This is a genomic window from Streptococcus sp. V728, from assembly GCF_052077995.1.
Classification (GTDB): domain Bacteria; phylum Bacillota; class Bacilli; order Lactobacillales; family Streptococcaceae; genus Streptococcus; species Streptococcus infantis_B.
This window is the reverse complement of the sequence record NZ_JBQJJH010000002.1, coordinates 384,452-407,971: the sequence shown is the minus strand read 5'-3', so window position 1 is coordinate 407,971 and position 23,520 is coordinate 384,452. Positions and strand designations below refer to the sequence as shown.

General features: G+C 40.4%; 18 protein-coding genes. 15 read left to right on the top strand and 3 right to left on the bottom strand.

The window, feature by feature from the left end; translation table 11 throughout:
* Window positions 1-2 precede the first annotated feature (2 nt).
* The 9 genes from ACTO1Y_RS03355 (at window position 3) to ACTO1Y_RS03315 (ending at window position 14,717) form a co-directional block, all read left to right on the top strand.
* Entirely contained in the window at window positions 3-755 is a 753-nt protein-coding gene (locus ACTO1Y_RS03355) for a YhfC family intramembrane metalloprotease (RefSeq protein WP_441348349.1), read from the top strand.
* 114 nt (window positions 756-869) lie between these two features.
* Entirely contained in the window at window positions 870-1,775 is a 906-nt protein-coding gene (murB, locus tag ACTO1Y_RS03350; RefSeq protein WP_441348348.1) for a UDP-N-acetylmuramate dehydrogenase, read from the top strand.
* A gap of 138 nt (window positions 1,776-1,913) precedes the next feature.
* The gene (locus ACTO1Y_RS03345; RefSeq protein WP_006150793.1) at window positions 1,914-3,071 is read left to right on the top strand and encodes an ABC transporter ATP-binding protein; all 1,158 of its coding nucleotides are present in this window, start codon (window positions 1,914-1,916) and stop codon (window positions 3,069-3,071) included.
* Complete coding sequence (locus tag ACTO1Y_RS03340; RefSeq protein ID WP_006150748.1) at window positions 3,052-3,858, top strand: ABC transporter permease; 807 nt, start codon at window positions 3,052-3,054, stop codon at window positions 3,856-3,858. The genes ACTO1Y_RS03345 and ACTO1Y_RS03340 overlap by 20 nt, the downstream gene beginning before the upstream one ends.
* The gene (locus ACTO1Y_RS03335; RefSeq protein ID WP_441348347.1) at window positions 3,855-4,628 is read left to right on the top strand and encodes an ABC transporter permease; all 774 of its coding nucleotides are present in this window, start codon (window positions 3,855-3,857) and stop codon (window positions 4,626-4,628) included. The genes ACTO1Y_RS03340 and ACTO1Y_RS03335 overlap by 4 nt, the downstream gene beginning before the upstream one ends.
* Window positions 4,625-5,695, top strand: coding sequence for an ABC transporter substrate-binding protein (locus ACTO1Y_RS03330; RefSeq protein ID WP_441348346.1), 1,071 nt, complete (start codon window positions 4,625-4,627; stop codon window positions 5,693-5,695). Before ACTO1Y_RS03335 ends, ACTO1Y_RS03330 begins: the two co-directional genes overlap by 4 nt.
* A 284-nt stretch (window positions 5,696-5,979) precedes the next feature.
* On the top strand, window positions 5,980-6,465 hold the full coding sequence (locus ACTO1Y_RS03325) for an LURP-one-related/scramblase family protein (protein ID WP_441348345.1): 486 nt from the start codon (window positions 5,980-5,982) through the stop codon (window positions 6,463-6,465).
* A 16-nt stretch (window positions 6,466-6,481) separates the two neighbouring features.
* Entirely contained in the window at window positions 6,482-9,100 is a 2,619-nt protein-coding gene (gene alaS, locus ACTO1Y_RS03320) for an alanine--tRNA ligase (protein ID WP_441348344.1), read from the top strand.
* A 286-nt stretch (window positions 9,101-9,386) separates the two neighbouring features.
* Window positions 9,387-14,717, top strand: coding sequence for a Cna B-type domain-containing protein (locus tag ACTO1Y_RS03315; protein ID WP_441348343.1), 5,331 nt, complete (start codon window positions 9,387-9,389; stop codon window positions 14,715-14,717).
* A 139-nt stretch (window positions 14,718-14,856) separates the two neighbouring features.
* Here the strand turns inward: ACTO1Y_RS03315 and gdhA are convergent, their stop codons facing one another.
* Window positions 14,857-16,203 (bottom strand): NADP-specific glutamate dehydrogenase, encoded by a 1,347-nt coding sequence (gdhA, locus tag ACTO1Y_RS03310; protein ID WP_036754601.1) that lies wholly within the window; start codon window positions 16,201-16,203, stop codon window positions 14,857-14,859.
* Window positions 16,204-16,435: 232 nt separating this feature from the next.
* Here gdhA and ACTO1Y_RS03305 point away from each other — a divergent pair, with 232 nt between their 5' ends.
* The 6 genes from ACTO1Y_RS03305 (at window position 16,436) to ACTO1Y_RS03280 (ending at window position 21,514) form a co-directional block, all read left to right on the top strand.
* The gene (locus tag ACTO1Y_RS03305) at window positions 16,436-17,371 is read left to right on the top strand and encodes a dihydroorotate oxidase (RefSeq protein ID WP_441348342.1); all 936 of its coding nucleotides are present in this window, start codon (window positions 16,436-16,438) and stop codon (window positions 17,369-17,371) included.
* 32 nt (window positions 17,372-17,403) lie between these two features.
* Complete coding sequence (holA, locus tag ACTO1Y_RS03300; RefSeq protein ID WP_441348341.1) at window positions 17,404-18,441, top strand: DNA polymerase III subunit delta; 1,038 nt, start codon at window positions 17,404-17,406, stop codon at window positions 18,439-18,441.
* Window positions 18,442-18,510: 69 nt separating this feature from the next.
* The gene (gene sodA / locus ACTO1Y_RS03295; RefSeq protein ID WP_441348340.1) at window positions 18,511-19,116 is read left to right on the top strand and encodes a superoxide dismutase SodA; all 606 of its coding nucleotides are present in this window, start codon (window positions 18,511-18,513) and stop codon (window positions 19,114-19,116) included.
* 151 nt (window positions 19,117-19,267) lie between these two features.
* Window positions 19,268-20,176 carry a LysR family transcriptional regulator gene (locus tag ACTO1Y_RS03290; protein ID WP_441348339.1) on the top strand — a complete coding sequence of 303 codons (909 nt, stop codon included), beginning with the start codon at window positions 19,268-19,270 and terminating at the stop codon, window positions 20,174-20,176.
* The gene (gene lspA, locus ACTO1Y_RS03285) at window positions 20,173-20,634 is read left to right on the top strand and encodes a signal peptidase II (protein ID WP_441348338.1); all 462 of its coding nucleotides are present in this window, start codon (window positions 20,173-20,175) and stop codon (window positions 20,632-20,634) included. The genes ACTO1Y_RS03290 and lspA overlap by 4 nt, the downstream gene beginning before the upstream one ends.
* The gene (locus ACTO1Y_RS03280; protein ID WP_441348337.1) at window positions 20,624-21,514 is read left to right on the top strand and encodes an RluA family pseudouridine synthase; all 891 of its coding nucleotides are present in this window, start codon (window positions 20,624-20,626) and stop codon (window positions 21,512-21,514) included. Before lspA ends, ACTO1Y_RS03280 begins: the two co-directional genes overlap by 11 nt.
* Window positions 21,515-21,541: 27 nt before the next feature.
* Here the strand turns inward: ACTO1Y_RS03280 and ffh are convergent, their stop codons facing one another.
* On the bottom strand, window positions 21,542-23,107 hold the full coding sequence (gene ffh, locus ACTO1Y_RS03275) for a signal recognition particle protein (protein WP_441348336.1): 1,566 nt from the start codon (window positions 23,105-23,107) through the stop codon (window positions 21,542-21,544).
* A gap of 12 nt (window positions 23,108-23,119) precedes the next feature.
* Window positions 23,120-23,452: a putative DNA-binding protein gene (locus tag ACTO1Y_RS03270; RefSeq protein ID WP_000402062.1), complete on the bottom strand. Its 333-nt coding sequence runs from the start codon at window positions 23,450-23,452 to the stop codon at window positions 23,120-23,122.
* Window positions 23,453-23,520: the final 68 nt, after the last annotated feature.

Sequence of the window (23,520 nt, the reverse complement as noted above, 5' to 3'; positions counted from 1 at the left end):
GTATGAAAATTCATGTAATAATTACTATGATAGCTTTAGTTGTATTTCTCATAGCAGCCATTTGGTATGCAAAAAAGAAATACAAGATTAACCTTTCGGTACTAGGTCTTGGGGCAGTGGCATTCTTTGTTTCTTCTCAAGTCTTGGAGAAAATCGTTCACCTTTTGGTGCTTCATCCACAAAAAGACGGAACCATTTCGCTTATGCAGGAGCATCCTTTTTTATATGTCTTTTATGGAATTGCTATGGCAGCTATCTTTGAAGAAACGGCTCGCCTTGTCTTCTTTAAATGGTTAGAGAAGAAGAGAAACTTAGAAGATTCAGATGCCTTAGCTTATGGGTTGGGGCATGGAGGTTTGGAATTGCTCTACCTCGGAATGGGAAGTTTGATTAGTCTTTTGATCCTCCTATCATTATTAGAGTCTTCAAATCCCGATGTAGCGAATCTCCTTCCAAAAACTACACTTGAAGCAGTTCAGTCCCTATCTGTATGGCAAGTTTATTTACTAGGTGTTGAACGTGTGCTTGCTCTGGTGATGCAAATCGGACTCTCTTTCTGGGTTTATCAAGCAGTTCGTCAAAAGAATTGGATTTACTTAGTAGCTGCCTATGGTCTACATGCCCTATTTGATTTGGCTCCGAGTCTTTCACAGGTTGGTTGGATTTCAAATCCACTAATAGTGGAAGGATTACTAGCCGTGGAAGTTATCTTATTTGTATACTTTACAAAGTCAATTTTTTATAAAAAACAATAAACCAAAAGAGGCCTAGCCTCTTTTTAATATTGTCAGAGAAAAAGCTTAGAAAATCATCGAAAAAAATCGCTAAAAATGGTATAATGGAATGGATTTTATAAAAGGATAAGAAAAATGACTGTATTAGATAAATTAAAAGAAACCTTAGAAGGAATTGACATTCGATTCGATGAGCCATTAAAAACTTATACCTATACAAAAGTTGGAGGGAAGGCAGATTACTTAGTTTTTCCTCGTAATCGCTACGAGATGGCTCGTGTCGTTAAATTTGCCAATCAAGAAAATATCCCATGGATGGTTCTTGGAAATGCAAGTAATATTATCGTTCGTGAAGGTGGAGTTCGTGGTTTTGTAATCATGTGTGACAAATTGAATGATGTCACAGTTGATGGTTATACGATTGAGGCAGAAGCTGGAGCTAACTTGATTGAAACGACTCGTATAGCTCTGCGTCATAGTTTGACGGGTTTTGAGTTTGCTTGTGGAATTCCAGGAAGCGTCGGTGGTGCTGTCTTTATGAACGCTGGTGCCTATGGTGGTGAGATTGCTCATATCTTGCAATCGTGTCAGATTTTAACAAAAGATGGTGAAATCGAGACTTTATCTGCCAAAGACTTAGCCTTTGGTTATCGTCATTCAGCCATTCAAGAATCTGGAGGAGTCGTTTTATCAGCTAAATTCGCACTATCTCCAGGAAATTATGAGACTATCAAACAAGAAATGGAACGCTTGACTCATTTACGAGAACTCAAACAACCGTTGGAGTATCCATCTTGTGGTTCTGTCTTTAAACGTCCGGTTGGGTATTTTGCAGGGCAATTGATTTCAGAAGCTGGTTTGAAGGGCTACCGTATCGGTGGTGTAGAAGTCTCAGAAAAGCATGCAGGCTTTATGATAAATGTAGCTGATGGAACTGCTAGAGATTATGAAGACTTAATTGAGTCTGTCATTGAAAAAGTTAAAGAACATTCAGGCGTTACCCTCGAGAGAGAAGTTCGTATCCTGGGTGAGCACGAATAACATTATTTTTACACATCATTCAAAGATTGGGATTTTATCGCTAGATGAGATTTAGGGCATTTTATGTCCTAAGCTTCTTTCTAGCATTCAAAAAGGTCCCAATCTGTTAATTTACGAAGAAAAAGGAATTTAGAGGAATTGAAAAAACCAATTATCGAATTCAGAAACGTTTCTAAAGTTTTTGAAGATAGCGACACCAAGGTTCTCAAGGATATTAACTTTGAGTTGGAAGAAGGAAAGTTCTACACGCTTTTAGGAGCATCTGGTTCAGGGAAATCAACTATTCTGAATATCATCGCAGGTTTGCTGGATGCAACGACTGGTGATATTTTGTTGGACGGCGTGCGAATCAATGATATCCCGACCAACAAGCGTGATGTTCATACAGTCTTCCAGTCTTATGCCTTGTTCCCGCATATGAATGTCTTTGAAAATGTTGCCTTTCCATTGCGTTTGCGTAAGGTTGATAAGAAAGAAATCGAACGACGTGTGCTTGAAGTTCTCAAGATGGTACAGTTGGAAGGTTTTGAAAAACGTTCTATTCGTAAGCTTTCTGGAGGACAACGTCAGCGTGTGGCCATTGCGCGTGCGATTATCAACCAACCACGTGTGGTACTCTTGGATGAGCCTTTGTCAGCTCTTGACCTGAAGTTGCGAACCGACATGCAGTACGAATTGCGTGAATTGCAACAACGATTGGGTATTACCTTTGTTTTTGTTACCCACGATCAGGAAGAAGCCCTGGCTATGAGTGACTGGATTTTTGTCATGAATGATGGTGAAATTGTTCAGTCAGGTACACCAGTGGACATCTACGATGAGCCCATCAACCACTTTGTTGCAACTTTTATTGGTGAATCAAACATCTTGCCAGGAACCATGATTGAGGACTACTTGGTCGAGTTCAACGGCAAACGCTTTGAAGCAGTCGACGGTGGTATGAAGCCAAATGAACCAGTCGAAGTCGTCATTCGTCCAGAAGACTTGCGCATTACTCTTCCAGAAGAAGGGAAGCTCCAAGTGAAGGTTGATACCCAACTTTTCCGTGGGGTTCACTATGAGATCATTGCCTATGATGAACTCGGCAATGAATGGATGATTCACTCAACTCGCAAGGCTATCGTTGGTGAGGAAATCGGTCTGGACTTTGAACCAGAAGATATCCACATCATGCGTCTCAATGAAACAGAAGAAGAGTTTGATGCTCGTATCGAAGAGTACGTAGAAATCGAAGAGCATGAAGCAGGTTTGATTAACGCTATTGAGGAGGAAAGAGATGAAGAAAACAACCTCTAAACTCTTTGTAGTGCCTTACATGCTTTGGATTGCACTCTTTGTATTGGCACCCTTGGTCTTGATTTTTGGACAATCCTTTTTTAACATCGAAGGCCAGTTCAGTATAGAAAACTATAAATCCTACTTTGCGTCACAAAACTTGACCTATCTCAAAATGAGTTTTAACTCAGTGCTCTATGCAGGGATTGTTACCTTAGTGACGCTACTTATCAGTTATCCAACAGCCCTCTTTTTGACCCGCCTTAAACACCGTCAACTATGGCTTATGCTGATTATTTTGCCAACCTGGATTAACCTGCTCCTTAAGGCCTATGCCTTTATCGGGATTTTTGGGCAAAACGGTTCTATCAACCAATTCCTCGAATTTATCGGAATCGGTTCGCAGCAGTTGCTCTTTACAGATTTCTCATTTATCTTTGTAGCAAGCTATATCGAGCTTCCATTTATGATTTTGCCCATCTTCAATGTTTTGGATGATATGGATAACAATCTCATCAATGCCAGCTATGACCTCGGTGCGACCAAGTGGGAAACCTTCCGGCATGTCATCTTCCCTCTATCTATGAATGGAGTGCGAAGTGGTGTCCAATCTGTCTTTATCCCTAGTTTAAGTCTTTTCATGTTAACGCGTTTGATTGGGGGAAACCGAGTGATTACTTTGGGGACTGCTATCGAGCAGAACTTCCTGACTAATGATAACTACGGTATGGGGTCAACTATAGGTGTTGTTCTTATCCTGACTATGTTCGTCACTATGTGGGTGACTAAGGAAAGGAGAGAACGATGAAAAAATTATCGAATCTATACCTAGCCTTCGTCTTTATCGTCCTCTATCTGCCAATCTTCTACTTGATTGGTTATGCCTTCAATGCTGGGGATGATATGAATAGTTTTACAGGTTTTAGCTTATCTCACTTTGAAACTATGTTTGGTGATGGAAGGCTTATGCTGATTTTAGTTCAGACCTTTTTACTTGCATTTCTATCAGCCTTGATTGCGACAGTGATTGGTACCTTTGGAGCTATCTATATCTACCAATCACGCAAGAGATACCAAGAAGCATTTCTATCACTCAATAACATTTTGATGGTTGCTCCAGACGTTATGATTGGTGCTAGTTTCTTGATTCTCTTTACACAACTCAAGTTTTCACTTGGATTTTTAACAGTTCTTTCTAGTCATGTGGCCTTCTCCATTCCAATCGTAGTGCTCATGGTTTTGCCTCGATTGAAAGAGATGAATGGAGATATGATTCATGCGGCCTATGACCTTGGAGCTAGCCAGTTCCAGATGTTTAAGGAAATTATGCTTCCTTACCTAACACCGTCTATCATTGCAGGTTATTTCATGGCTTTCACCTACTCGCTAGATGACTTTGCCGTGACCTTCTTTGTAACGGGGAATGGTTTTTCAACTCTCTCAGTTGAGATCTACTCTCGAGCTCGTAAGGGAATTTCACTTGAAATCAATGCACTCTCAGCCTTGGTCTTTCTCTTTAGTATTATCCTGGTTGTTGGATATTACTTTATTTCACGTGAGAAGGAGGAGCAATCATGAAACGACTCTATTCATTTTTAGCAGGAATTCTTGCGATTATCCTCGTCTTGTGGGGAATTTCTTACCATCTTGATAGTAAAATCAATAGTCGTGATAGTCAAAAATTGGTTATCTACAACTGGGGAGACTATATCGCCCCTGAACTTCTGGAGAAATTTACGGAAGAAACGGGAATCCAAGTTCAGTATGAGACCTTTGATTCCAACGAAGCCATGTACACGAAAATCAAGCAGGGCGGGACAACCTATGATATTGCCATACCAAGTGAGTACATGATTAACAAAATGAAGGACGAAGACCTCTTGGTTCCATTAGATTATAGTAAGATTGAGGGAATTGAGAATATTGGTCCAGAGTTTCTAAACCAGTCTTTTGACCCAAACAACCAGTATTCAATCCCATACTTCTGGGGAACTTTGGGAATTGTCTACAATGAAACCATGGTAGAAGAAGCACCTGAACATTGGGATGACCTCTGGAAACCAGAATACAAGGATTCAATCATGCTCTTTGATGGGGCGCGTGAAGTGCTTGGTTTAGGTCTTAACTCATTAGGCTATAGCCTCAACTCTAAAGATCCACAACAACTGTCACAAACGGTCGATAAACTTTATGAGCTAACTCCTAATATCAAGGCTATTGTAGCCGATGAGATGAAGGGTTACATGATTCAGAATAACGCTGCCATCGGTGTGACTTTCTCAGGGGAAGCTAGCCAGATGTTGGAAAAAAATCCTAACCTCAAATATGTCGTTCCGACAGAAGCAAGTAACCTCTGGTTTGATAATATGGTGATACCAAAGACAGTTAAGAACCAGGATGCAGCTTATGCCTTCATCAACTTCATGTTAAAACCCGAAAATGCTCTCAAAAATGCAGAGTATGTCGGTTATTCAACACCAAACAATGCTGCTAAGGAAATGCTCCCCGAGGAGACAAAAGAGGATAAGTCCTTCTATCCAGATGCAGATACTATGAAACACTTAGAAGTTTATGAGAAGTTTGACCATAAATGGACAGGAATCTACAGCGACCTCTTCCTACAATTTAAGATGTATCGGAAGTAGGAGTATAAATAAAACGAATCAGTTAAGCTGGTTCGTTTTTTGTTAGCATTCCCAGTTGACTCAAATTTAAAAAAACGGTATAATAAGAAAGTTGAGAATTGATTTTCTCTCCATCTTAGTTCAGAGAATTGGCGGTGCTGCGAGCCATCTAAGATAGAAAATCATGCTACTCGATTGTAACAATTGCATAAGAATCAAAGAATGACAAGTTCATTGAATGAAGGTGGTACCGCGGTTTTTCGCCCTTCGTGATATGGATTTGTCTTTTATTTTTGGAGGTGCTTATGAAGACATTTCTTGTCAAACAAAAGTTTCGTCTAGGTGGCGAACGATTTGATATCAAAGATGAAATGGGCAATGTTGCCTATCAGGTTGAGGGTTCATTTTTAAAGATTCCAAAGACCTTTACCATCTGTGATGCAGTTGGTGAACAGGTCAGTGGAATTAGTAAAGAAATTCTTACCTTCATGCCACGTTTTGAGATTCAACTAAGTAATGGAGATAGTTTCTATATTCGAAAGAAGCTGACTTTCTTTAGAGATAAGTATGAGTTCGACAATCTCGGTCTTCGTATTGAAGGAAATATATGGGATTTGAATTTTAGACTCCTAGATGATCGTGATCAAGTGATTGCTGAGATTACCAAGGAACTTTTTCATTTAACCTCTACCTATACTGTAACAGTCTACGACGAATCTTATGCTGATCTAGTTATTTCCCTCTGTGTCGCTATCGACTATGTAGAAATGCTAGAAAGCCAATCAAATTAGTAAAAAGGAGATATATATGAAACAATTATCTAGTGCACGAGTCCGCCAAATGTGGCTTGATTTCTGGGCAAGTAAAGGACACTCAGTAGAACCATCTGTTAGCTTGGTTCCAGTAAACGACCCAACACTTTTGTGGATCAACTCAGGGGTCGCAACCCTTAAGAAATACTTTGATGGAACTATCAAACCTGAAAATCCACGTATTACCAATGCGCAAAAAGCCATCCGTACCAATGATATCGAAAACGTAGGGAAGACTGCTCGTCACCATACTATGTTTGAAATGTTGGGGAACTTCTCAATCGGGGATTACTTCCGTGACGAAGCCATTACTTGGGCATATGAGCTTTTGACAAGTCCTGAGTGGTTTGACTTCCCTAAAGACAAACTCTACATGACCTACTATCCAGATGATACAGATTCTTACAACCGCTGGATTGAAGTAGGAGTGGACCCAAGCCACTTGATCCCAATCGAAGACAACTTCTGGGAAATCGGTGCGGGACCTTCTGGACCTGATACAGAAATCTTCTTTGACCGTGGAGAAGCTTTTGACCCAGAAAATATCGGTATTCGCCTTCTTGCAGAAGATATCGAAAACGACCGTTACATCGAAATCTGGAACATTGTATTGTCACAATTTAACGCAGACCCTGCGGTTCCTCGTAGCGAGTACAAAGAATTGCCACACAAAAACATTGATACGGGCGCTGGTTTAGAGCGTTTGGTAGCGGTGATCCAAGGGGCGAAGACAAACTTTGAAACAGACCTATTTATGCCTATTATTCGCGAAGTTGAGAAGTTGTCTGGTAAGGTCTACGACCAAGATGGCGACAACATGAGCTTCAAGGTTATTGCAGACCACATCCGTTCGCTTTCATTTGCGATTGGGGATGGTGCCCTTCCTGGAAATGAAGGTCGTGGTTATGTCCTTCGTCGTCTTCTCCGTCGTGCCTCTATGCATGGACAAAAATTGGGCATCAACGAGCCTTTCCTTTACAAACTCGTTCCAACTGTTGGAAAAATCATGGAAAGCTACTACCCAGAAGTGCTTGAAAAACGTGACTTTATCGAAAAAATCGTGAAGAGTGAGGAAGAGTCATTTGCTCGTACCCTTCACTCAGGTCAACACTTTGCAGAAACCATCGTAGCAGACTTGAAAGCTAAAGGTCAAAGCGTCATCGCTGGTCAAGATGTCTTCAAACTTTATGATACATACGGATTCCCTGTGGAATTGACAGAAGAAATCGCAGAAGAAGCTGGCATGACGGTCGACCGTGAAGGTTTTGAAGCAGCCATGAAGGAACAACAAGAACGTGCGCGTGCATCTGCTGTCAAAGGTGGATCTATGGGGATGCAAAACGAAACCCTTCAAAACATCACTGTTGAGAGTGTCTTCAACTACAATGCCAGCCAGTTGCCTTCTAAGTTGGTGGCTATCGTAGCGGACAATGCAGAAGTAGAAGCTGTAGCTGAAGGAACTGCGTCACTTATCTTTGCAGAGACACCTTTCTACGCTGAAATGGGTGGACAAGTTGCAGACCACGGTCAGATTTTGGACGCTGCAGGAAACGTCGTAGCGACAGTGACAGATGTTCAAAAAGCACCAAACGGACAACCACTCCATACCGTTGAAGTTCTTGCGCCACTTGCTTTGAACCAAGAATACACCTTGGCTATCGATACCAATCGTCGTCACCGTGTCATGAAGAACCACACAGCAACTCACTTGCTCCATGCAGCCCTTCACAATATCCTTGGTCACCACGCCACTCAGGCGGGATCTCTGAATGAGGTAGAATTCCTCCGCTTTGACTTCACTCACTTCCAAGCTGTGACTCCAGAAGAGTTGCGTGCTATTGAGCAACAAGTCAATGAGAAGATTTGGGAAGCCATCGCAGTGGAAACTGTTGAGACAGATATTGACACCGCTAAAGAAATGGGAGCTATGGCCCTCTTTGGTGAGAAATATGGTAAGGAAGTCCGTGTTGTAACGATTGGTGATTACTCTGTTGAGCTCTGTGGTGGTACTCACGTAGGCAATACTTCTGAGATTGGTCTCTTCAAGATTGTCAAAGAAGAAGGAATTGGCTCAGGAACTCGTCGTATCTTGGCAGTGACTGGTAAGGAAGCCTTTGAAGCTTATCGTCAACAAGAAGATGCACTGAAAGCAGTCGCAGCAACCTTGAAAGCTCCTCAACTCAAGGAAGTTCCTCACAAAGTTGAAGGACTTCAAGAGCAACTTCGTCAATTGCAAAAAGAAAATGCAGAATTGAAGGAAAAAGCTGCAGCTGCAGCCGCAGGCGATATCTTCAAGAATGTTCAAGAAGCAAACGGACACCGTTACATTGCTAGCCAAGTGTCTGTATCAGATGCAGGTGCTCTTCGTACATTTGCGGATAACTGGAAACAGAAAGACTACTCTGATGTGCTTGTTCTTGTCGCAGCCATCGGTGACAAGGTGAATGTCCTTGTAGCCAGCAAGACAAAAGACATCCACGCAGGTAACTTGGTTAAAGAATTGGCTCCAATCGTCGATGGACGTGGTGGTGGTAAACCAGACATGGCCATGGCAGGAGGAAGCAACCAAGCAAAAATCCAAGAATTGTTGGATGCCGTAGCAGGTAAATTGTAATATAAAAAATCTACCAATTTTGGTAGATTTTTTTATTGATTAGGGGTATTAGAAATATTCTCTTCATAACTATTTAGAAAATAACGGTCATTTCTTTACTAGTAAATGAATCCAATCCATCCAATGGTGAAACAAACACTAAAAATATGATGTATTCAAAACACAGAAATATAAAAAAAATGCACATAGGGATTAAAAAATGTATAATTTTATAGATTATTTTTATAAATTGTGATAAAATTAATTTGAGCCATTGTGTTTCAAATTAATATAAAGGAGAAGAAAAATGAAAAGGAGAACGTCCTTATGGAAAACTTTTTTGAGGAAAGGTTTTGCCCTATTTACCATATTGATGATGCTAGGACAAATGAGCCAAGGAACTGTATTGGTTCTGGCTAAAGAACTAGCAGTCGGAGATAATGGTGCCTTAGATGTTAGTCTCTTGTACGGAGATAAACAAGAGCATCCGGGTGGTATGGCCTATAACACATCTGATACCATGTCTGGCTATATTCAGATTACCCCAAAAAATCTGACGACAGATATCAATGATGTCGTGGTGAATGTAGTCCTACCTGGGAAATACTTATCGGAAGTCAGTGTTCCAGGATTCACTAGTAGTTCCCAACATGATGAACCAACAGTGACTAAGGTGGGAGATGATTACCAAATCAGCCTACATTTCACCAATTACCAAAAGTCAGAGGTGTTGACACTACCATTCATCGCTAAGTTTAAGCTAGGATTTCCTCCTAGCAACTACTCGATGGATATCACAGGGACATTGAATGTTAATGGTGCCGAAACCGCCCTAAATAGTATTACCTGGAAACCTCAATACAAGGACTATACCTTGACCAAGTTTATTAATCAGAACTATGACGCTACCATGTCTAGGGACTATGCGGAAGCATCTCCAGGGATTGTGACAGGAGCTGATGGTAAAAAATACATCGAAAAAGCAACTTCAGTTCCGTTTGCCTTCTTGTTAGATGGGATGCGTGGACAGTACAACGGTAGCTATCGCCAGCTGGAATCTGCAACGATCACAGATAAACTGCCAACCTATACGGACAAAGATGGAAAAACTCGTACAGCGGTTCTAGATACGGAAAAATCTGAAGGCTGGGTCGACAATGGGGATGGTACGGTTTCAAAAACCTTTGTAGCAAATGCAAATACCAATCTTCAAAGCTACCATTCTGATTTGATGCAACAGATCCAAGACAAGAGTTTCTTGTACTTGAAATTCCCAGACTTGGTCATGGAAAAAGACCAAACCCTAGAGGATGTTTTAGTTAAAGATTTGACCAACACTGCGTCTGTCATGGGGATTCCTGCGGAACGTGGTGATGGCGAACCGGACGTAACTGCCGAAGATTCTCTCATCTTCCGACTTACTTCTCGTGACTTGGAAGGTAAAGGGTCTTTTGCCAAACAAGCTGAAGGCAATGTCTACGATTCGACAGACTACAAGGCAGCTAACTACAAGTGGCTCTTGAAATACAATAACGTCACACCATTTGCTCAAAAGAATGTTGTCTTTTATGATGAGCAAGTAGACTCGCGCTTGAAGTTTACTAAGATTGAATATGCTCGTATGATGATTGGGATCTATGGGAATGGACCTCTGATCAGTCAATATGTGAAACGCATCATCTTAACCATGGAAGATGGTTCGACTAAAGAAATCCAACCAGAGGCAGACAAGGATGGATTTGGAAGCACTGATTTGACCAAATATGGTACAGTTGTCGGCTGGAGACTGGAGATGAAAGACGACTTCGAGCTTCCATCAGGCCAAGGGATTTTTATTACTACCTACACAGCCTTCAAAGATCCAGAAAAAACTCATATTGATCAGAATGATGAGACCAAGAATGTCTATGAAAATACTGGTCGCATTACTTACAAAACTCAATCAGGCGCAGATAGAGATCAATCTGCTAAATGGAAATTTAAGCTTCTTCCATTGACAGAAAATGTTGAACTAACTAAAAATACTGATTATAACAATGTCCAGTTCACAGATGGGAAAACTATTCGTTTTGCTCTATCTGCGGAGAATGTGCGTTTGGATCCAGGTAAGGACTACAAAGACTTGCGAGTCATTGACCTCTTTGATCCAAATACGCTGGATATCGACTTCAATAACTTAGATCAATATTTTGATAAGAACGGTCGCTATTATAGCCCTTGGTATAAATCCTATGAGGTCATCGAAAACTACCACAACTCTGGACGTTCTGCCTTGATTATTCACTTGGATCAGAAGGAATTTATCAAACGCTCTCTAGAGACTGGTGGTCAAGTTCGTTTGCCATTTATCTATACCAAACTAAAAGGGAAGGCAGATGGCGGAACCTTTACCAACCATATCTATATGGCGGGAGAAGGACTTTGGGATTTAGAAACTGCTAACCCGAATACAGTTGCAGTAGATAGCTATGATTTAAATAACAATGGTTCTACAACGGATAAAATCCCTCATGCGGAATCCAACTATACCATTGTTGCAGCTGAAGGTGTTTATTCTCGTAAGTTCATTGCTAAGAATGACGACTTATCTGATGCATCAACAGTAACTCGTACCTTTAAACCAGGAGAAACCTTTAATTATAAATTAACAATCAAAAATAATACAGATACTCCTGTTGAAAATACTGTTATTTTTGATGCCCTTCCAAAAGTAGGTGATGTCAATACACTTGATGCTTCAGCCCGTAAGACAGAATACACTGTAAGTCTTCGCGGTCCTATCACTGCGCCAGAAGGATGGACAGCATACTACACAACAGATACCACAGTTACATCTAGTACCATGGCACAAGCTGCAGATAAAGATATTTGGACAACAGATATCACAGACTACAGTCAAGTAACAGGAATTAAGATTGTTGCTAATGAAGGAACCACTATTGGTGCTCGTAGTCAAGTAGATATTGCTGTACCTGTTGTCAATCCAAGTGAATTGACAGACCAAGTTAAGCAATTGATGCTAGACCGTACAGAAGATAACAAGGATAATGGTGGTCGTTCAGGTGTCGTACAAGCTCATAACCAATTTGGTTACAAGGCTAAAGGCCATGAAGGAAACCGTGAGTCTAATACTGTAACTTCTCAAATTTTTGGGGCTAGCTTCCATGTGAAGAAAGTTGATAAAGATGATACTAGCAAAGGATTAGCTGGTGCTGAGTTCAATTTATTGGATGCTAGTGGTGCAGTCCTTGCGACTCAAGTTTCTGATAAGGATGGAAATGTTGCTTTTACAACCTTAACAGAAGGAACTTATACTCTTAAAGAAACTAAAGCACCAACTAATTATAAGTTGGATGAGACTGAACATGCAGTCGTGGTGACCTACGATGCAGATCAACAAATCTATCATGTCACAATTGACGGAGAAGCTATTGGTTCAAAAGCTTCACCAAAACTAATCACAAATGAGAATGATATCAAATATCTCAATCTAGAAGCGACTAAAGTTTGGGATGACCAAGACAACGTAGAAGGTCTTCGTCCTGAATCCATCGAGTTCCAATTGTACAAAAATGGAAAAGCAGAAGGCAAACCAGTAGCACTTTCAGCAGGAAGTGACTGGAAAGTAACCTTTAGCAATCTTCCAGATAAAGATAGCGATGGTAACCTCATCAGCTATACAGTAAAAGAAGTTAAAGTACCAACTTATTACACAGTTGATAAAGAAGAAGCTCAGTTTGTAGATGGAAAAGCAACAATTACCAATAAGCGTACTCCTGAAACAACAGAAGTAACCGTGAAAAAAGTTTGGGATGATGCTAAAAATCAAGACGGTCTCCGTCCTGCCAGCATTACAGTTCATCTCTTAGCTAATGGTGAGAAAGTCCAAACAGTAACAGTTTCTGGTAAGGGTGAAACATGGAGTCATATCTTCACAAACCTACCAGTCTATAAAAAAGGTCAAAAAATCATCTACACTGTGACAGAAGATACTGTAGCAAACTACACAACAACTATCGACGGTACAACTATCACAAACACTTACAAACCAGGTAAAACTAGTTTAACAGTGACTAAGAAATGGGATGATGCAGAAAACCAAGACGGCCTTCGTCCAAAGACTATCAAGGTTCAACTCTATGCTGATGGTCAAGAATTAGGTAAAGTAGTAGAGCTCTCTGAAGATAACAAATGGACTTACACCTTCTCTGAATTGGATGAGAAAAAAGATGGCAAAGCTGTTCAATATACAGTGAAAGAAACAGAAGTGCCAGAAGGTTATACTCAAACGGTTGAAGCAACTAATCCAGGTCAGGTAGTGATTACGAATACCCACACTCCTTCTAAGACTAAAGTTCAAGTAACTAAGAAATGGGATGATGCCAACAACCAAGATGGTATTCGTCCAGCATCAATTACGGTTAGACTCTATAAGGATGGTGCACCTACAGACCAGACTCTGGAATTGTCAGAAGCTAATCAATGGCATGGAACCTTTGAAAACCTTGATGTAAATGTAGCTGGTAAGGCTCTTAACTACACTGTAAAAGAAGAGAATGTCCCAGAAGGCTATACTCTTTCGATCGATGATAAAGATCCAGCACATCTTGTCTTGACCAATAAGCATGAACCAACTGTCACTCAAGTTAAGGTCACAAAGAAATGGGATGACGCTAATAACCAAGATGGCCTACGTCCAAAAGAAATTCGCGTCCAATTGTATGCGGGTGATCAAAAGCTAGGCAAGGAAGTTGTCTTGTCTGTAGACAATAAATGGACTCATACCTTTGAGAAACTTGCTGAAAAAGCAAACGGACAAGACATTCACTATTCTGTGAAAGAAGTGGACGTTCCGGAAGGTTACACCGTAACAGAAGAGAGCAAGGAGAAGGGCGATGTCGTCTTGACCAACACGCACACTCCAAGTACGGTGGATATTCCAGTCACTAAAATCTGGGTGGACAATGACAACCAAGATGGTCTTCGTCCGGCTAAAATCACTGTGAAGCTTCTGGCCAATGGTGGAGAAGTGGCTCGCAAAGATATTACAAGCGAGACCGATTGGAAAGCAACCTTTACTGGTCTTCCTAAGTTTAAGGATGGCAAGGAAATCGTCTACACCCTTCAAGAAGAAAAGGTTGAAAACTATTCACCAAGCATTGACCAAGAAAGCTATACTATTACCAATACGCACACTCCAGGTAAGACAACCCTCTCTGTAACCAAACAGTGGGATGACCAAGAGGACAAAGACGGCCTTCGTCCGAAGAGTGTGAAAGTGCAACTTTATGCGGATGGTAAGAAATCTGGTGAAATCATTGAATTGTCAGCTGAGAACAAGTGGACTCATACCTTTGCGGATTTGGACAAAAATGTCAAGGGCAAAGCTATCACCTACACGGTGGAAGAAGTCGATGTTCCAACAGGTTATCAAGTGACGAAAACCGATGACGGTCAAGGTAATGTTGTTCTTACAAATAAACATGAACCAAGTATTCCTCCAAATACAACAACTGAAGAACCGAAAAAGAAAGTTGAGTTGCCAAATACTGGTTCGACTGAATTTATTCTTAGCCTAATCTTAGCTCTTGCTGGAGTTAGCCTTGCAGCTTATCTGCTTAAAAAGAAGAAAAATTAAGAGTAAGCTTCAATAAAATCTTGTTTAAGAATCCAAAAAAATAAGAGGTCCATAGGGCCTCTTATTTTTATTATGTAAAGCTCTTAAATGCGAAACTAAAAACCTCAGTCGGAGTGATTGGGGTTTTTAGTTATTCATTTTAAACGATACCTTGGGCAATCATAGCATTTGCTACGTTCTCAAAGGCTGCAATATTTGCACCTGCAAGGTAGTCAGTACCAAGACCGTATGTTTCTGCAGTTGTTTTAGCTGTGTTGAAGATGTTAGTCATAATATCTTTCAAGCGACCGTCAACTTCTTCACGTGTCCATGAAAGACGAAGGCTGTTTTGGCTCATTTCAAGAGCAGATACAGCTACACCACCAGCATTGGCAGCTTTGGCAGGTCCATAAAGGATTCCGTTTTCCTTGTAGACTTTGATAGCTTCAAGGTCGCTAGGCATGTTGGCTCCTTCAGAGACACAGATAACGCCTTGAGCAACCAAGCGTTTCGCAGCTTCACCGTTGATCTCGTTTTGAGTCGCACATGGAAGAGCGATATCGTAGTTACCAGTGTAAGTCCATACAGAACCTTCATAATAAGTAGCAGTAGGTTTTTCTGCAGCATACTCAGTCAAGCGAGCACGACGGTTGTTTTTAACATCTGACAAAAGGTCGAAGTCGATACCATTTTCATCAATGACATAACCATTTGAGTCAGATACAGATATAACTGTAGCACCAAGTTCAGTTGCTTTTTGAAGGGCAAACTGAGCAACGTTACCAGAACCAGAAATAACCACTTTCTTACCTGCAAAACTGTTTCCGTTTGCTTTGAGCATTTCTTCAGTGTAGTAAACCAAACCGTAACCAGTCGCTTCTGGACGAATCAGGCTACCACCAAATCCAAGAGGTTTACCAGTCAAGACACCAGCATCAAATTGGTTGAGGCGTTTGTATTGTCCGTAAAGGTAACCAATTTCACGTCCACCGACACCGATATCACCAGCAGGTACGTCAAGAGAAGGTCCGATGTATTTTTGCAATTCAGTCATGAAGCTTTGGCAGAAGCGCATCACTTCAGCATCAGTTTTGCCTTTAGGATCGAAGTCGGACCCACCTTTACCTCCACCGATTGGAAGTCCAGTCAAAACGTTTTTAAAGATTTGTTCGAAGCCGAGGAATTTCAAGATCCCTTGGTTTACAGTTGGGTGGAAACGAAGTCCGCCTTTATATGGTCCAACAGCAGAGTTAAATTGAACACGGTAACCACGGTTAACTTGAACTTTTCCATCACGGTCAACCCAAGGAACACGGAAAGAAATTACGCGCTCAGGTTCAGTGATACGTGCCAAGATGTTTTCTTCAATATACTCAGGGTGTTTTTCAAAGACAGGTTCCAAAGTACTGAAGAATTCTTCAACCGCCTGGAGAAATTCAGCCTCATGCCCGTTACGAGCTTTTACAGTTTCAAACACGCTTTGGATATATTCTTTAGCAGATGTCATATCGTTCTCCTTTTTTTGTTGTCATATTTTATTACATGAGACATTATAGCAGAAAAAATTTTCAGTGTAAAGAAAAAAACATAAATTTTCTAAAAATTCTTTCAATTTGAATAAGCTAGTTTTATTAGTTGAATTAGAAACCTTTTTATAGGGTTAGTTTTATTAAATGGCTCCTGCCAAAGTATGGTATAATAATAAATAAATAAATAATGGATTTTGGAGGAATAGAATCATGGTATCAACGAAAACACAGATTGCTGGTTTTGAGTTTGATAATTGCTTGATGAATGCAGCAGGTGTTGCTTGTATGACAATTGAGGAATTGGAAGGTGTCAAAAATTCAGCAGCAGGAACCTTTGTCACTAAGACTGCAACCTTGGAATTTCGTCAGGGAAATCCTGAACCACGCTATCAAGATGTTCCACTTGGTTCTATTAACTCTATGGGTCTACCGAATAATGGTTTAGACTATTATTTGAACTACCTTTTGGAATTGCAAGAAAAGGAACCAAATCGTACTTTTTTCCTATCTTTAGTTGGAATGTCTCCAGAGGAAACTCATACTATCTTAAAAAAGGTGCAAGAAAGTGATTTTCGTGGTTTAACCGAACTCAATCTCTCATGCCCAAATGTTCCAGGTAAGCCTCAGATTGCCTATGATTTTGAAACAACAGACCGTATCTTGTCAGAAGTTTTTGAGTATTTTACAAAACCCCTAGGGATTAAGCTTCCACCTTATTTTGATATTGTACATTTTGATCAAGCTGCAGAAATTTTCAACAAATACCCACTCAAGTTTGTCAATTGTGTCAACTCTATTGGAAATGGTCTTTATATAGAAGACGAGTCTGTCGTGATTCGTCCTAAGAACGGCTTTGGTGGAATTGGTGGAGAATACATTAAACCAACTGCCCTTGCTAATGTCCATGCTTTCTATCAACGCTTAAATCCAGAAATCCAAATCATCGGAACTGGTGGTGTGCTTACAGGACGTGATGCCTTTGAACATATTTTATGTGGTGCCAGCATGGTACAAGTAGGAACTACTCTTCATAAAGAAGGAGTAGGTGCTTTTGAGCGTATTACCCAGGAACTAAAAGAAATCATGGTGGAAAAAGGTTATCAAAGCCTAGATGATTTCCGTGGTAAATTACATTATATTGATTAAATAAAAGTGAAACTAAAAAGAAAGGAGAATAGATGCTAGCCATAGAAGAAAGTCGAAAATTGTCCTTAGCTAACCTTTCGAGTTTGACCCTGTTTACAGGGGGCGACCAAGGCCAGTATGACGTCATGAAAACACAGGTTCTCAAACAAATCGGCTACGATCATGCAGATTTGAACTTTGCTTATTTTGACATGAAAGAAGTAGACTACAAAAGCTTGGAATTAGAGCTAGTTAGTCTTCCTTTCTTTGCGGATGAAAAGATTGTTATTTTAGATCATTTTCTCGACATAACGACAGCTAAAAAACGCTATCTATCTGATGATGAACTTAAATCTTTCGAAGCCTACCTGGAAAATCCTTTACCTTCTAGTAAACTAGTCATTTTTGCTGAAGGGAAGTTGGATAGTAAGAGACGTTTGGTCAAATTGCTCAAGCGCGATGCGACAGTTTTTGAAGCCATCGAGCCAAAAGAGCAAGAAATACGAGCTTATTTTCAAAAGTGGGCTCAGGAATTAGGACTTACCTTTGCTGGAAAATCCTTCGAACAGTTGCTTATCAAATCAGGTTTTCAATTCAGTGAAATTCAAAAAAATCTACTCTTCCTACAGGCTTACAAGGATAATGGTGACATTACAGAAGAAGACATTGTTGAAGCCATACCAAAGACTTTGCAGGATAATATCTTTGATTTAACTCAGTTAATTTTAGGGAAGAAGATCGATCAGGCGCGTGATTTAGTAAAAGATTTGACCTTGCAGGGAGAAGATGAGATTAAACTGATTGCCATTATGCTGGGACAGTTTAGACTCTATACCCAGGTAAAAATATTGCAAGAGTCTGGTCAGACAGAATCTCAGATGGTCAGCAGTTTAGGTCACTATCTTGGTCGCAATCCTAATCCTTACCAAATAAAATTTGCTCTTCGTGACACACGAGGTTTGTCCTTGAATTTCTTACAGGATTCTATCCGTTATCTTATTCAAGCAGATTATCAAATTAAGACTGGTGTTTACGAAAAAGGCTACCTGTTTGAGAATGCTTTGTTGCAAATTGCAAGCCAGTCAAATTGAGCAAAAAACTTGAAAAAATAGGTTGTTTGCGTTATCATTTTTATATAAAAAGAAAAAGAGGTATTACAGATGGCTATTATCTTACCAGATCTTCCATACGCTTACGATGCATTGGAACCATACATTGATGCTGAAACAATGCACTTGCACCATGACAAACACCACCAAACATACGTAAACAACGCAAACGCAGCTCTTGAAAAACACCCTGAAATTGGTGAAGACCTCGAAGCATTGCTTGCAGATGTTGAATCTATCCCAGCTGATATTCGTCAAGCGCTTATCAACAACGGTGGTGGACACTTGAACCACGCTCTTTTCTGGAAATTGATGACTCCTGAAAAGACAGCTCCTTCAGCAGAACTTGCAGCAGCAATCGATGAAGCTTTTGGTTCATTCGAAGAATTCCAAGCAGCTTTCACTGCAGCAGCAACGACTCGTTTCGGTTCTGGATGGGCATGGTTGGTTGTTAACAAAGAAGGTAAGCTTGAAGTGACTTCAACTGCAAACCAAGACACACCAATCTCAGAAGGTAAGAAACCAATCTTGGGCTTGGACGTTTGGGAACATGCTTACTACGTGAAATACCGCAACGTTCGTCCTGACTACATCAAAGCTTTCTTCTCAGTGATTAACTGGAATAAAGTAGATGAACTTTACGCAGCAGCTAAATAATAGTAACACTAACACCTTTTGGTTAGAATTTTATCTACCTTAAAAGGTGTTTTTTGTTTGCTTGGATTAGAAGTGTCTGTCTCATGATTTTCCTTTGTTGGATAGGCTTGATTTATGGTATAATGATAAGATAGAAATCGAAGGAGAAATCATGAATATTCAACAATTACGCTACGTTGTGGCTATTGCTAATAGTGGTACTTTTCGTGAAGCGGCTGAGAAGATGTACGTTAGCCAACCCAGTCTATCTATTTCTGTAAGAGACTTGGAAAAAGAGCTCGGCTTCAAGATTTTTCGCAGAACCAGTTCGGGAACTTTCCTTACTCGTCGCGGTATGGAATTTTATGAAAAGGCACAAGAGTTGGTCAAAGGATTTGATGTTTTCCAGAACCAGTATGCCAATCCTGAAGAGGAAAAGGATGAGTTTTCAATAGCCAGCCAGCACTATGATTTCTTGCCACCAACCATTACAGCTTTTTCGCAACAATATCCTGAATATAAGAATTTCCGTATTTTTGAATCTACAACTGTTCAAATCTTGGATGAAGTAGCCCAAGGACATAGTGAGATTGGGATTATTTACCTCAATAATCAAAACCAAAAGGGAATCATGCAGCGGGTTGAAAAGCTAGGACTTGAAGTGATTGAGTTGATTCCTTTCCAAACCCATATCTATCTGCGTGAAGAACATCCTTTAGCCAAGAAAAAAGAGCTGGTCATGGATGATTTGGCAGATTTACCAACAGTGCGATTCACACAGGAAAAGGATGAGTATCTTTATTATTCAGAGAACTTTGTGGATACTAGTGCTAGCTCTCAAATGTTTAACGTAACTGACCGTGCTACCTTAAATGGGATTCTTGAAAGAACAAATGCTTATGCGACTGGTTCTGGATTCTTGGATAGCGACAGTGTGAACGGAATCACCGTTATTCCATTAAATGATAATCTCAATAATCGCATGGTTTATGTGAAACGTGAAGAAGTAGACTTGAGCCAAGCAGGGACTTTATTTGTAGAGGTCATGCAAGAGTATTTTGATCAGAAGAGGAAAGCATGAAAAAAAGAGGAATAGTAGCAGGGATTATAGCAGCCTTGATTGTCTTAGATCAATTGGTAAAGTCTTATGTCGTTAAGAATATTGCTCTTGGTGAAATCAAGTCATGGATCCCAAATCTAGTCAGTTTAACCTATCTACAAAATAGGGGGGCGGCATTCTCGATGCTTCAAGATCAACAGTGGTTTTTTGCAGTGATTACCCTGGTAGTCATGGTTGGAGGTATCTGGTATCTTCATAAGCATATAGAGGATTCCTCCTGGACAGTCTTTGGATTGATTTTGATTATTGCAGGTGGCCTTGGGAACTTTATCGATCGCATCAGTCAAGGATTTGTCGTGGATATGTTCCACTTAGACTTTATCAATTTCGCGATTTTCAATGTAGCTGATAGTTATCTGACAGTAGGAGTAGTTGTGTTATTGATTGCAATGCTAAAAGAGGAAATGAATGGAAATTAAAATTGAAACCGGTGGAGTACGCTTAGATAAGGCTTTGTCCGATTTGACAGAATTGTCTCGTAGTCTCGCCAATGAACAAATCAAGTCTGGTCAGGTCTTGGTCAATGGTCAGTTAAAAAAAGCTAAGTACTCGGTTCAAGAAGGGGATGTTATCACTTATCAAGTTCCAGAACCAGAAGTTTTAGAGTATGTGGCTGAAGATATTCCCTTAGAAATCATTTATCAAGATGAGGATGTAGCAGTAGTTAACAAGCCTCAAGGGATGGTCGTTCATCCAAGCGCTGGTCACACCAGTGGTACCTTGGTTAATGCCCTCATGTATCATATCAAGGACCTATCAGGCATCAATGGTGTATTGCGTCCAGGTATTGTCCATCGTATTGATAAGGATACTTCAGGTCTCTTAATGATTGCTAAAAATGATGAAGCGCATATGGCACTGGCTCAAGAATTGAAGGACAAGAAATCTCTTCGTAAGTATTGGGCTATTGTTCACGGTAATCTCCCAAATGATCGTGGAGTCATTGAAGCGCCGATCGGACGTAGTGAAAAAGACCGTAAGAAACAAGCTGTTACCGCTAAAGGGAAACCAGCAGTGACACGTTTCCAAGTCTTGGAACGCTTTGGTGATTATACATTGCTGGAATTACAACTGGAAACAGGACGTACTCATCAGATTCGTGTGCACATGGCTTACATCGGTCATCCTGTTGCTGGAGATGAGGTTTACGGCCCTCGTAAAACCTTGAAAGGTCATGGGCAATTTCTACATGCCAAAACTCTAGGTTTTACCCATCCTAGAACTGGTGAAACTATGGAATTTACTTCTGATATTCCAATTATCTTTAAAGAGACTTTGGAAAAACTTCGAAATAACTAAACAAAAAAGGACTCAGTTGAGTCCTTTTTATTTGCGTTTTTTCTTAGCTTTTTTCATTTTGTTAGCCATGCGTTTCATGGATTGCTTCATGGCAAATTCACCGATTTTACCCTTGAGGCCTCCACCAAGCATCTGGCTCATATCCGGCATTCCGGCTCCTCCAAGAGCAGACATATCCGGCATACCACCTTGTCCCATTATACCTTCAAGGGCTGACATATCCATGCCACCAGGCATATTTTTAGGAAGGTTGTTAGGGTTGATGCCCATTTGTTTCATCATCTTGTTCATATCACCAGACATGACACCTTGCATGAGTTGCTTAGCTTGGTTAAAGTCCTTAATGAACTTGTTGACTTCGATAAAAGTATTACCAGAACCAGCGGCGATACGACGACGACGACTTGGAGTGAGCAAATCTGGATTTTCACGTTCTTCCGGAGTCATAGAAGACACGATAGCACGTTTGCGAGCAATTTGCTTTTCGTCTACCTTCATATTTTGGACGGCAGGGTTATTGGCCATACCAGGAATCATCTTGAGCAAATCTTCCATTGGTCCCATATTTTGTACCTGATCCAACTGATCAATGAAATCGTTGAAATCAAAGGTATTTTCACGCATTTTTTCAGCCATTTCAAGGGCTTTTTGCTCATCGTATTCTTGGGAAGCTTTCTCAATCAGAGTCAGCATATCTCCCATACCGAGAATACGGCTGGCCATACGATCTGGGTGGAAGGTTTCAATGTCAGTAATCTTTTCACCAGTACCAGTGAACTTGATTGGTTTTCCAGTGATGTGACGAACAGAAAGGGCAGCACCACCACGAGTGTCACCGTCAATCTTTGTAAGGATGACACCAGTAACTTCTAATTGATTGTTAAATTCGCGTGCAACGTTGGCAGCTTCTTGACCAATCATGGCATCGATGACAAGAAGAATTTCATTTGGTTGAGCAAGTGCTTTAACATCACGGAGCTCATTCATGAGAAGTTCGTCAATTTGTAAACGACCAGCTGTATCAATCAAGACATAGTCGTTATGGTTGGCTTTGGCTTGCTCCAAACCTTGGCGAACAATCTCAACCGCAGGAACTTCAGTTCCAAGTGCAAACACAGGAACATCAATTTGTTGTCCAAGTGTTTTGAGCTGGTCAATAGCTGCAGGACGATAGATATCGGCCGCGATCATTAAAGGACGAGCATCCTCTTCCTTTTTGAGTTTATTAGCAAGTTTACCTGCAAAAGTTGTTTTACCAGCCCCCTGCAAACCAACCATCATGATAATAGTTGGGATTTTTGGAGACTTAATAATCTCAGCTGTGTCAGAACCAAGAACTGCGGTTAACTCTTCATTGACAATCTTGATGATTTGTTGAGCTGGATTGAGGGTATCAATAACTTCATGCCCAATCGCACGTTCACGAACTTTTTTGATAAAATCCTTGACAACTGGAAGAGCAACGTCGGCTTCTAAAAGTGCAAGACGAATTTCCTTGGTTGCTTCTTGGATATCGCTCTCTGTAATTTTCCCTTTTTTACGTAAATTTTTAAAGACGTTCTGTAAACGTTCTGTTAAATTTTCAAATGCCATTATTTATTCCTCTTATTCTCTATTGTCGATACTTGTTAAAATCTCAATTTGCTCTTGTAGAAAAGCATCTTCTGGATAACGCTCCAAAATTTGATCAAAAATCTGACTGCGAACAATGTAGTCAGAATACATATGAAGCTTCATTTCATAATCTTCCAGTATCTTTTCTGTACGTTTGATATTGTCATAAACAGCCTGGCGACTGACACCGAACTCTTCAGCGATTTCAGCCAAACTATAGTCATCTGCATAGTAGAGTTCGATATAGTTCATCTGCTTATCAGTCAAAAGGGCTGCATAAAATTCAAACAGAGCATTCATTCGATTGGTTTTTTCAATTTCCATAAGATTTATTATACCAAAAAATAGGCTAGACTGCTAGTAATGGATTGATTTTAGAAGCAAGTGAGAAA